Raw genomic sequence first — 10396 nt, forward strand, 5'->3', positions numbered from 1 at the left:
GCCGCCCTGCCGCGGTTGATCGTCCAGGGCGGCCGTCTGCCGGCTCAGGCGGAGGTGTCCGGCACGCAGCGGCCGTCCTCGGTGCGGTAGGTCCACTTCGCCCCGTCCGCCACCAGCTCCCTGACCGCCCGCACGAACCGCTCCACGTGCTCGTCCGGCGTGCCCGCGCCGAAGCTGACCCGGATGGCGTTCAGCGACTTCTCCCCGGGCGCGGCCTCCGGCGACCCGCACTCCCCCTGCGACTGCGGGTCGCCGCCGAGCAGCGTGCGCACCAGCGGGTGGGCGCAGAACAGCCCGTCGCGCACGCCGATGCCGTACTCCGCGGACAGGGCGGCGGCGAAGTGGGAGCTGTTCCAGCCCTCGACGACGAAGGAGAGCACCCCGACCCGCGGCGCGTCGTCCCCGAAGAGGGACAGGAACCGCACCTGGGGCACGTCGGCGAGACCCTCCCGGACCGCGCGGACCAGGTGCTGCTCACGGGCCACCAGGGTGTCGAAGCCGGCCTCGGTCAGCGCCTTGCAGGCCGAGGCGAGGGCGTAGGCGCCGATGACGTTGGGCGAACCGGCCTCGTGGCGGGCGGCGCTGTCGTGCCACTCCACGTCCACTCCCCCGTCCTCGCGCCGGGTGACCTTGCGGCTGGCGCCGCCGCCCGCGAGGTACGGCTCGGCCGTGCGCAGCCAGTCGGACCGCCCGGCCAGCACGCCCGAGCCGAAGGGCGCGTACAGCTTGTGCCCGGAGAAGGCGACCCAGTCGACGTCCAGGCCGGCGACGGACACCGGGTGGTGGGGGGCCAGCTGGGCGGCGTCCAGCACGATCCGCGCACCGTGGGCGTGCGCGGCCGCGGCGAGTTCCCGCACCGGCCACAGCTCGCCGGTGACGTTGGAGGCGCCGGTGACGCAGACCAGGGCCGGCCCGTGGGGGTCCCGGCCAGCCAGGGCGCGTTCCAGGCTCTCGACGGCCGCACCGGGGCTGCGCGGCGCGTCGAGGAAGGTGACGCGGGCGTCGCGCCAGGGCAGCAGGGAGGCGTGGTGCTCGGTCTCGAAGACGAAGACCTGGCAGTCGGCGGGGAGCGCGGCGGCGAGGAGGTTGAGCGAGTCGGTGGTGGAGCGGGTGAAGACCACCTGGTCGTCTTCCCGGCAGTCCAGGAACTCCGCGACGGTCCGGCGGGCGTTCTCGAACAGGTCGGTCGACAGCTGCGAGAGGTACCCCGCGCCGCGGTGCACGCTGCCGTAGTACGGCGCGTAGGCGGCGACGTCGTCCCAGACCCGCTGGAGCGCCGGGGCGCTGGCGGCGTAGTCGAGGGCGGCGTAGGTGACCTCGCCGCCGGTCACGAGCGGCACGGTGACGTCCCGGCCCAGAACGGGCAGCGGGGCACAGACGGACGGGGCGGCGGCAACGGTGGAGACGGACATGGGTGAACTCCCGTGAAGGCAGGTGGAATCCGCCCGCGAGCCGGTACGGCTACCAGCGGGGGATGAAGGAAAGAGGGATGCGGAGGCGGGGCTCTGCGGCCCTATCGCATTCGCTGATTCACGGGAGAACTCCTCGACGACCAGGACCCCTGGTCCCACACTTCTCAAAAGCGTGCGAGGGGTCCGCGCTTGCCGCAGACCTCGCTGCCTGCGGCCTGGTCTTCACCCGGGGCACCCCGCCACGGACGGAGGGTTGCCGGACAGTCGGCCGGGGCCTCATGACTGTCACTCATGACCTGCTCAGGAACGTACGCGAAGAGATCGGCGTCCCGCAACCCGAGTCCGGATCGCGGGACGCCGTACGGAAATCCGCTACTTGTTGCTCGCGGCCACCCAGCGCTCCAGGGTGCGCTTCGCCGCGCCCGAGTCGATCGACTCGGCCGCCTTCACCATCCCGGCGCGGATCTGCTCGGCCAGCGGGGCCTGTGTGGGCTCCAGGGCCACCAGCGCCGCCGCCGAGTTCAGCACCACCGCGTCCCGCACCGGCCCGGTCTCCCCGTCCAGCAGCCGCCGCGCGACCTCCGCGTTGTAGGAGGCGTCCGCGCCGCGCAGGGCCTCCACGGGGACCAGGTCGAGGCCCACGTCACGCGGGTCGAAGGCCTCCTCGGTCACCTTGCCCCCGCGCACGATCCACACCCGGGACGTGGCCGTGGTGGTGAGCTCGTCGAGGCCGTCGTCACCCCGGAAGACCAGGGACGAGTTGCCGCGCTCGGCGAAGACGCCCGCGACGATCGGCGCCATGCGGGGATCCGCCACACCGACGGCCTGGGCGCGGACCCGGGCCGGGTTGGTCAGCGGGCCGAGGGCGTTGAACACCGTGCGGATGCCCAACTGGCCGCGTGCCGCGCCCGCGTGCCGCAGCGCCGGGTGGAACTTCACCGCGAAGCAGAACGTGATGCCGGCCTCCTCGGCGACCTCCGCGACCCGGTGCAGCGGCAGTTCCAGGTTGACCCCGAGCTTCTCCAGCACGTCGGAGGCCCCGGACGCCGAGGACGCGGCCCGGTTGCCGTGCTTGACGACCTTCGCGCCGGTGCCCGCGACGACGATCGAGGACATCGTGGAGATGTTGACCGTCTTCGCGCCGTCACCGCCGGTGCCGACGATGTCGACCGTCGCCCCGGGCACCTCGATCACGTTGGCGTGCTCGTACATCGTGCGGACCAGGCCGTTGATCTCCTCGACGGTCTCGCCCTTGGCGCGCAGGGCGACGACGAACCCGGCGATCTGCGCCTCGGTCGCCTCGCCGCGCATGATCCGGTCCATCGCCCAGGCGGTGTCGTCCGCGCTCAGGTGCCTGCCGTCCAGCAGGCCGTTCAGCAGCAGGGGCCAGGAGCGGCCCGCCGCGGTGTCGCCTCCAGCGGGGGTCACAGCGCTCATAAGCCGCTCCAGGGTCAGGCGTCCCGCACTGCGGGACGAGAGTCTCAACGGGTCCACCCTATCCAGGCCCGGGCACGCGAAGGGCCCCGTCCGAACACCGGACGGGGCCCTTCAGTGGCGTGGCGAAGCAGTGATCAGTGGTGGCCGTGGCCGCTCGTGATCTCCCGGTACTCCTCGACGGTGGGCTTCGGGATCTGAGCGCCCTCGCCGTAGTAGGCGTCGCTGAGCTTGGCGCGCAGCTTCTCGGAGCCCTTCACCTTGCGCTCGACACCGTTCTCGTCGACCGTCGGGCCGATCTCGGCCGGCTTGTACTGCTCGTGCGCGGTGAGCGTGTACATCTGCTCCTGGCTGAGCGGCTCGTGCACCTCGATGAACTCACCGTGCGGCAGGCGCTTGATGATGCCCGACTCGCGGCCGTGCAGCACCTTCTCCTTGTCCCGGCGCTGGAGGCCGAGGCAGATCCGCTTGGTGACGACGAAGGCGATGACCGGTCCGAGGAAGAAGCCGATCCGGACGAACCAGGTGACCGCGTTGATCGACAGGTGGAAGTGCGTGGCGACGATGTCGTTGCCACCGCCGATCAGCATGATGATGTAGCCGGTGACCCACGCGACACCGACGGCGGTACGCGTCGGGGCGTTGCGCGGGCGGTCCAGGATGTGGTGCTCGCGCTTGTCCCCGGTGACCCACGACTCGATGAACGGGTACAGGGCGATGATCGCGAGGAACAGGCCGAAGAGGACCAGCGGGATGAACACGCCCAGGACGAGCGTGTGGCCCCAGAGGTTGATCTCCCAGCCCGGCATGGCGCGGACCAGACCCTCGGCGAAGCCCATGTACCAGTCGGGCTGGGCACCGGTCGACACCTGGTCGGGACGGTAGGGGCCCAGGACCCAGATCGGGTTCACGGTCGCGATGCCGGCGATGGCCGCGATGACACCGAAGACCAGGAAGAAGAAGCCTCCGGCCTTGGCCATGTAGACCGGCAGCAGCGGCATGCCGACGACGTTCTTGTTGGTCCGTCCGGGACCCGCGAACTGGGTGTGCTTGTGGTAGAAGACCAGGATCAGGTGGCCGACCACGAGCCCGAGCATGATGCCCGGCAGCAGCAGGATGTGGATCGAGTAGAACCGGGCGACGAAGTCGGTGCCCGGGAACTCCCCGCCGAACAGGAACATCGAGATGTACGTGCCCACGATCGGCACGGACAGGATCGCGCCCTGCGTGAAGCGGACACCGGTGCCGGAGAGCAGGTCGTCCGGGAGCGAGTAGCCGGTGAAACCGGTGAACATGCCCAGGACGAACAGCAGGAAGCCGAACAGCCAGTTGATCTCGCGCGGCTTGCGGAACGCGCCGGTGAAGAAGACGCGCATCATGTGCACGAACATGCCGGCGAGGAAGATGATCGCCGCCCAGTGGTGGATCTGCCGGATGAGCAGACCGCCGCGGACGTCGAAGCTGATGTCCAGCGTGGAGGCGAAGGCCTCCGACATCAGCTGCCCCTGGAGCGGGACGTAACTGCCGTGGTACTCCACCTCGTTCATCGACGGGTGGAAGAACAGCGTCAGGTACACACCCGTGAGGATGATGATGATGAAGCTGTAGAGGCAGATCTCACCGAGCATGAAGGACCAGTGGTCCGGGAAGATCTTGCGCATGTTGGCCTTGGCCAGGGAGTAGATCCCGAGGCGGCCGTCGGCCCAGTCGGCGACCCGCTCACCCGCGGGCGCCTTGCGGCGTGTCTGTGCAGTGCTCATCCGCGCTCCCAGAAAGCAGGGCCGACGGGCTCTTCGAAGTCGCCGAGCGCCTCGAGGTAACCCTCGTCGTTCACGCCGATGCGGAGCTGCGGCAGGGCGTGACCAGCGGGACCGAAGATCACTCGGGCACCGTCGGAGAGGTCGAAGGTGGACTGGTGGCAGGGGCAGAGCACGTGATGCGTCTGCTGCTCGTACAGGGAGATCGGGCAGCCGACGTGGGTGCAGATCTTCGAGTACGCGACGATGCCTTCGTGCGACCACTCGAGCTCGCGCTTGTCCTTGATGTTGTCCGGCTGGATCCGGACGATCATCAGGGCGGCCTTGGCGATCTCGTTCTGGAAGTCGTGGTCGTGCTCCTCCAGGCCCTCGGGCTTGGCGAAGGTCAGCGAACCGACCGCGACGTCGGAGGGACGCAGCGGCTCGTTGGTGTTCATGTTGACGAGCAGCTTGCCCTTCGACCACAGCGTGTGGCGGAGCTTCTCGCCGGGCAGCGGACCGAGGTCGCGCAGCAGCACGACGCCGGAGAGCGGGACCAGCGTGAGCGCGCCGAGCATGGTGTTGCGGATCAGCTTGCGGCGGCCGAGCGCGGACTCCTTGGCGCCCTGCTTGAAGTCCGCGAAGACCTTCTCGCGGACCTCGGGCGCCGCCTCGATCGGGTGCCGCTCGTCGGCGACCTCCACGTCCGACATCAGGGTGCGGGCCCAGTGGACGGCGCCCGCGCCGATGCAGAACAGCGCGATGCCGAGCGTCAGGCCCAGCGCGAAGTTCAGCGCGCTGATGTGGCCCAGCGGGAAGATGAAGACCGACTTGTCGACCGGGATCGCCACGAACGCGGCGATGAAGGCGACGGTGGCCAGCATCGACACCGTGAACATCAGGGCGACCGCACGCTCGGACCGCTTGGCGGCCCGCTCGTCGATGTCCTGGATCCGGTGCTCGTGGGGCGGCAGGCCCGGGTCGGCGAACGGGTGCTTCTCGTCCGCGACGCTCACCACGCCGTGCTCGTCATGGCCTGCGGACTGCGCGGCAGGCAGGTTCTCTTCTGGGATGTCTTGGCTACTCATGACTTCTTGGCCTTTGCGGTCCGGGCGGCGACCCACACGGCGACGGCGATCAGACCGCCGAGACCGAAGATCCAGCCGAACAGGCCCTCACTGACCGGCCCGAGGCCACCCAGTTCGAGGCCGCCGGGGCTCTCGGTCTTTTCGCTGTTGACCGCGTCGAGGTACGCGATGATGTCCTTCTTGTTCTTCTCCGACAGCGTGGTGTCGGGGAAGGACGGCATGTTCTGCGGGCCGGTCTGCATGGCCTCGTAGATGTGCTTCGGGGAGACGCCCTCGAGGGTCGGCGCGTACTTGCCGTGCGTCAGCGCGCCGCCCTTGCCGGTGAAGTTGTGGCACTGCGCGCAGTTGGTGCGGAACAGCTCACCGCCCTTGGCGATGTCGGCACCCTCGGGGCCGTACTGCTCCTCCGTCGGGACGGACGGACCGGCGCCCAGCGAGGCGATGTACGCCGCGAGCTGGTCGATCTCGGCCTGCGAGTAGATGTTCTTCTTCTCCGGGACCTGGGGGCCCTGGGAGGTGGCGGCCGGCATACGGCCCGTGCCCACCTGGAAGTCGACGGCCGCGGCGCCCACACCCACCAGGCTCGGCCCGTCGGAGGTGCCCTGACCGCCGGTGCCGTGGCAACTGGCGCAGCCGACCGAGTAGAGCTTCTTGCCCTCCTCGATGGTGAGGGACTGGGCGGTTTCGTCGGCCTGCGCCTTGTCCGCGGGTGCGAACACGGCGTACAGCCCCCCGGTGCATGCCAGCGCGAGGAGTAGGACGACGAGCGCCGCCAACGGGTGGCGTCGTCGTGCGGAGAGCTTTTTCACGGATTACCCCGGTGTCAGGATCTTCTGCGTCGATGCTTCTGGGATGCGCCTCGTGGCGCGGATGCGGGCCCTGCTACTTGATCATGTAGATCGTGGCGAAGAGGCCGATCCAGACGACATCGACGAAGTGCCAGTAATAGGACACGACGATCGCGGCCGTCGCCTGCTCGTGGGTGAACCTCCGGGCCGCGTAGGTCCGGCCCAGGACCAGCAGGAAGGCGATGAGACCGCCCGTCACGTGCAGGCCGTGGAAGCCGGTGGTCAGGTAGAACACCGAGCCGTACGGGTCGGAGGACAGGGACAGGCCCGCGTCCTTGACCAGCTCCGTGTACTCGAAGACCTGACCGCCGATGAAGATCGCACCCATGATGAAGGTGACGATGAACCACATCCGCAGCTTCTTCACGTCACCGCGCTCGGCGGCGAAGACGCCGAGCTGGCAGGTGAGCGAGGAGAGCACCAGGATGGTGGTGTTCGTCGCCGAGAACGGGAAGTTGAGATGGGCTGCCATCTCCTTCCAGTGATCGGGACCCGTCACCGATCGCAGGGTGAAGTACATCGCGAAGAGGGCCGCGAAGAACATCAGCTCGGAACTCAGCCAGATGATGGTTCCGACGCTGGTGAGGTTCGGCCGATTGACCGACGGGTGCGCGTGCCCGGTTTCTACTGTCGTTGCTGTCGCCACGACCGACATTATGTCGGTCGCTTATCCCGCCCTCACTCCGGGGGGTGCCGTTCGGAGTGTCTAAGCCGGTCGTACCGGTGTTGACGTGGTGTTCAAGGGAGTAGCATCCGGCCCAACGGGCCTGTCCTTACGACGCTGACGTCACGGAGGAACAATGCAGCCGACCGCCACGGTGCTGGTCTACAGCGACGACTCCAACACTCGCGAGCAGGTGCGGCTGGCGACCGGCCGGCGGCCGGCCCCGGACGTCCCTGTGGTGGAGTTCGTGGAGTGCGCGACCCCGGCGGCGGTGATCAAGGAGCTGGACCGGGGCGGCATCGACGTCTGCGTGCTGGACGGTGAGGCCGTGCCGATGGGCGGCATGGGGGTCTGCCGGCAGATCAAGGACGAGATCTTCGAGTGTCCTCCGGTGCTGCTGCTGATCGGGCGGCCGCAGGACGCGTGGCTGGCGACGTGGAGCCGGGCGGAGGCGGCCGTGACCCTGCCGGTGGAGCCGGTGGAGTTCGCCGCGGCCCTGGCTTCGCTGTTGCGGGAGAAGGCGGCGCTGAACGCCTAGGCGGTCGGTTCGCGTCGTGATGCGGCGGCTGCGGGCGCGTGGGGGTTGTTCGCGCAGTTCCCCGCGCCCCTTCAGGTCAGACGCTCTGAGGGCGTAGACGAGCCCTGTCGGCCTCCGTCGGGCCGTCCGGGGTGCCGCCGGCCAGGGCGCTGCCGGTGCGCCACTTCGCCCAGTCGAGGTTCCAGTCGCCGAAGCCGTTGCCGAAGGGCGCCATCGTGTCGCCGCCGGAGTTCACGACCTCGACGATGTCGCCCTCGCGGACGGTGTCGAAGAACCAGGCGGCGTTCTCGGTGCTCATGCCGGTGCAGCCGTGGCTGACGTTGGCGAAGCCCTGGGAGCCGACGGACCAGGGGGCGGCGTGCACGTACTCGCCGCTGTTGGTGACCCGGACCGAGTGGTGCACGACGAGGTCGTAGAAGTCCGAGGCGCCGATGCTGGCGCTGGTCATCCGGACGGTGCCCTCCTTGGCGAGGACGACCTTGACGCCGTTGCGCGTGTCGTAGCCGGGCCTGCCCGTGGTCACCGGGATCTGCCGGATGATCTCGTCGTTCTTGTAGACCGTCATCCGGTGGGCGGCGGCGTCCGTCACGGCTATGAGCTTGTCCGCGGTGGTGATGGTCAGCGGCTTGGCCTTGCCGCCCCACATGCGGTCGCCGATCTTGATGCCCTGCAGGTTGCTGCGGACCTGGACGGTGGCCTGCGCGGGCCAGTAGTCCTTCGGGCGGTAGTGCAGCTTCTTGTCGTCCACCCAGTGCCAGGCGCCGTCCGCGGCGGGGGTGGAGGAGACCTTGAGGGCCCGTTCCACGACGGCCCGCTGGGCCAGGTCCTTGACGGGCCGGCTCAGCTCGGCCGTGATCGGCTGGCCGACGCCGTAGGTGCCCGCCTTGGGGCCGAAGGTGACGTCCAGGCGCTGCTTGGTGGTCGGCTTGCCGGTGTCGAAGGTGACGACCTTGCGGCCGGGCGCCCCGTCCTCGTCCTCGGTGCTCACCCGGACCGTGTAGCTGGCGTTGGCGGCGAGCGGGGAGGTGCTGTGCCAGCGGCTGCCGTCGGCGGCGAGTTCGCCCGCCACGTAGCGCCCTGAGGCGTCCTGGGCGGTGACGTCCGTGATGCGCCCGTCGGAGTCCTCGACGACTTCCAGGGGCTTGTCCGGGTCGGCCTTCTTGCCCCCTTCGGAGGGGGCGTTGAAGGAGACCTGGTCCGCCGCGTCGTAGGGGCGGGCGGCGAGCGGGTTGCCGTCCGAGCCGCAGGCGGTGGCGCCCGCGCAGAGGGCGATCACCAGCAGCGTGCAGCCGACGGCGGTGCGGGGGCGGGATATCGCTGTGTGGCTCATGAGCTCACGCTAGGAAGCCGGGTCAACAGCGGCACGCCGAGCGACTCGTACGAGTGAACCGCATTACGGCACACAGCAGGGGCCCGGACGCTCCTGTCGGAGTGTCCGGGCCCCTGAGGTGCTCGGCGCGTGTTACTGGGTGCGGTTCTCACCGCGGTAGTACTCGAAGACCCAGCCCCAGACGCCGATCAGGATGATCGGCAGCGAGAAGTACATCAGCCACCAGCCGATCGCGATCGACAGGAAGGCGAGGGCGCCGCCGATGGCCAGCGAGAGCGGCTGCCAGCTGTGCGGGCTGAAGAACCCGACCTCGCCGGCGTCGTCCGCGACGTCCGCCTCCTTGTCGTCCTGCGCACCGACGTCCACCCGCTTGGCCGTGAAGCCCAGGTAGAAGCCGATCATGATGCACAGGCCGAAGGCCAGGAAGAGCGCCGTGGTACCGGCCGGCTCCTTCGACCACACGCCATAGACCACAGCCATGGCGAGGACGAAGACGCTCAGCCACATGAACATCTTGCCCTGGATCTTCACTTGCCGGCCTCCTTGCCACCAGCGATGGCCTTCTCGCCGTGACCGGCGTTCTCGAGCTGGTCGAGAGCCGCGATCTCGGGGTGGTGCAGGTCGAACGCCGGGGATTCACTGCGGATCCGCGGCATGGTGATGAAGTTGTGCCGCGGCGGCGGGCAGGAGGTCGCCCACTCCAGGGAGCGGCCGTAGCCCCACGGGTCGTCGACGCCCACCGGCTTGCCGTACTTGGCCGTCTTCCACACGTTGTAGAAGAACGGCAGGATCGACATGCCGAGCAGGAACGAGCTGATCGTCGAGATCGTGTTCAGCGCGGTGAAGCCGTCGGCCGCCAGGTAGTCGGCGTACCGGCGCGGCATGCCCTCGGCGCCCAGCCAGTGCTGGACCAGGAACGTGCCGTGGAAGCCGATGAACAGCGTCCAGAAGGTGATCTTGCCCAGGCGCTCGTCCAGCATCTTGCCGGTCCACTTCGGCCACCAGAAGTGGAAGCCGGAGAACATCGCGAACACCACGGTGCCGAACACGACGTAGTGGAAGTGGGCCACCACGAAGTACGAGTCGGAGACGTGGAAGTCCATCGGCGGCGAGGCCAGGATGACACCGGTCAGACCACCGAAGGTGAAGGTGATCAGGAAGCCGGTCGCCCAGAGCATCGGCGTCTCGAAGGACAGCGAGCCCTTCCACATGGTGCCGATCCAGTTGAAGAACTTCACACCGGTGGGTACGGCGATGAGGAACGTCATGAAGGAGAAGAACGGCAGCAGCACACCGCCGGTGACGTACATGTGGTGGGCCCACACCGTCACGGACAGACCCGCGAT

At 68.9% G+C, this 10396-nt stretch carries 10 protein-coding genes and 1 riboswitch; of the genes, 1 reads left to right on the forward strand and 9 read right to left on the reverse strand.

The window, feature by feature from the left end:
* Window positions 1-44: 44 nt before the first annotated feature.
* The 6 genes from AC0665_RS27485 to ctaE form a co-directional block, all read right to left on the reverse strand.
* Entirely contained in the window at window positions 45-1412 is a 1368-nt protein-coding gene (locus AC0665_RS27485; protein WP_478607425.1) for an aminotransferase class V-fold PLP-dependent enzyme, read from the reverse strand.
* A gap of 180 nt (window positions 1413-1592) precedes the next feature.
* Window positions 1593-1709, reverse strand: a riboswitch (SAM riboswitch).
* Window positions 1710-1784: 75 nt separating this feature from the next.
* Window positions 1785-2849: an anthranilate phosphoribosyltransferase gene (gene trpD, locus AC0665_RS27490; RefSeq protein WP_468411394.1), complete on the reverse strand. Its 1065-nt coding sequence runs from the start codon at window positions 2847-2849 to the stop codon at window positions 1785-1787.
* 134 nt (window positions 2850-2983) lie between these two features.
* A complete protein-coding gene (qcrB, locus tag AC0665_RS27495) occupies window positions 2984-4606 on the reverse strand; it encodes a cytochrome bc1 complex cytochrome b subunit (RefSeq protein ID WP_363120017.1) in 1623 nt (540 codons plus the stop codon).
* Window positions 4603-5670 carry a cytochrome bc1 complex Rieske iron-sulfur subunit gene (gene qcrA, locus AC0665_RS27500; RefSeq protein ID WP_468411396.1) on the reverse strand — a complete coding sequence of 356 codons (1068 nt, stop codon included), beginning with the start codon at window positions 5668-5670 and terminating at the stop codon, window positions 4603-4605. The genes qcrB and qcrA overlap by 4 nt, the downstream gene beginning before the upstream one ends.
* Complete coding sequence (qcrC, locus tag AC0665_RS27505; RefSeq protein ID WP_363120015.1) at window positions 5667-6479, reverse strand: cytochrome bc1 complex diheme cytochrome c subunit; 813 nt, start codon at window positions 6477-6479, stop codon at window positions 5667-5669. Before qcrC ends, qcrA begins: the two co-directional genes overlap by 4 nt.
* Before the next feature lie 73 nt (window positions 6480-6552).
* The gene (ctaE, locus tag AC0665_RS27510; RefSeq protein ID WP_363120014.1) at window positions 6553-7173 is read right to left on the reverse strand and encodes an aa3-type cytochrome oxidase subunit III; all 621 of its coding nucleotides are present in this window, start codon (window positions 7171-7173) and stop codon (window positions 6553-6555) included.
* Window positions 7174-7318: 145 nt separating this feature from the next.
* Between ctaE and AC0665_RS27515 the strand changes: the two genes are divergently transcribed.
* A complete protein-coding gene (locus AC0665_RS27515; protein WP_468411398.1) occupies window positions 7319-7720 on the forward strand; it encodes a response regulator in 402 nt (133 codons plus the stop codon).
* 76 nt (window positions 7721-7796) lie between these two features.
* Here the strand turns inward: AC0665_RS27515 and AC0665_RS27520 are convergent, their stop codons facing one another.
* The 3 genes from AC0665_RS27520 to AC0665_RS27530 form a co-directional block, all read right to left on the reverse strand.
* Window positions 7797-9050, reverse strand: coding sequence for a L,D-transpeptidase (locus AC0665_RS27520; RefSeq protein WP_468637308.1), 1254 nt, complete (start codon window positions 9048-9050; stop codon window positions 7797-7799).
* 132 nt (window positions 9051-9182) lie between these two features.
* Window positions 9183-9581: a cytochrome c oxidase subunit 4 gene (locus tag AC0665_RS27525; RefSeq protein WP_468411402.1), complete on the reverse strand. Its 399-nt coding sequence runs from the start codon at window positions 9579-9581 to the stop codon at window positions 9183-9185.
* Window positions 9578-10396 (reverse strand): cytochrome c oxidase subunit I (locus AC0665_RS27530; RefSeq protein WP_478705973.1); only part of this gene is annotated, 819 nt, incomplete at its 5' end. The genes AC0665_RS27525 and AC0665_RS27530, both read right to left, overlap by 4 nt.

This window comes from Streptomyces sp. NPDC043685 (assembly GCF_056436585.1).

Bases quoted from the DNA above. Each gene is read 5' to 3' on its own strand.
- AC0665_RS27515 (WP_468411398.1), top strand. From the start codon at position 7,319: ATGCAGCCGACCGCCACGGTGCTGGTCTACAGCGACGACTCCAACACT.
- AC0665_RS27485 (WP_478607425.1), bottom strand. From the start codon at position 1,412: ATGTCCGTCTCCACCGTTGCCGCCGCCCCGTCCGTCTGTGCCCCGCTG.
- ctaE (WP_363120014.1), bottom strand. From the start codon at position 7,173: ATGTCGGTCGTGGCGACAGCAACGACAGTAGAAACCGGGCACGCGCAC.
- trpD (WP_468411394.1), bottom strand. From the start codon at position 2,849: ATGAGCGCTGTGACCCCCGCTGGAGGCGACACCGCGGCGGGCCGCTCC.
- qcrB (WP_363120017.1), bottom strand. From the start codon at position 4,606: ATGAGCACTGCACAGACACGCCGCAAGGCGCCCGCGGGTGAGCGGGTC.
- qcrA (WP_468411396.1), bottom strand. From the start codon at position 5,670: ATGAGTAGCCAAGACATCCCAGAAGAGAACCTGCCTGCCGCGCAGTCC.
- AC0665_RS27520 (WP_468637308.1), bottom strand. From the start codon at position 9,050: ATGAGCCACACAGCGATATCCCGCCCCCGCACCGCCGTCGGCTGCACG.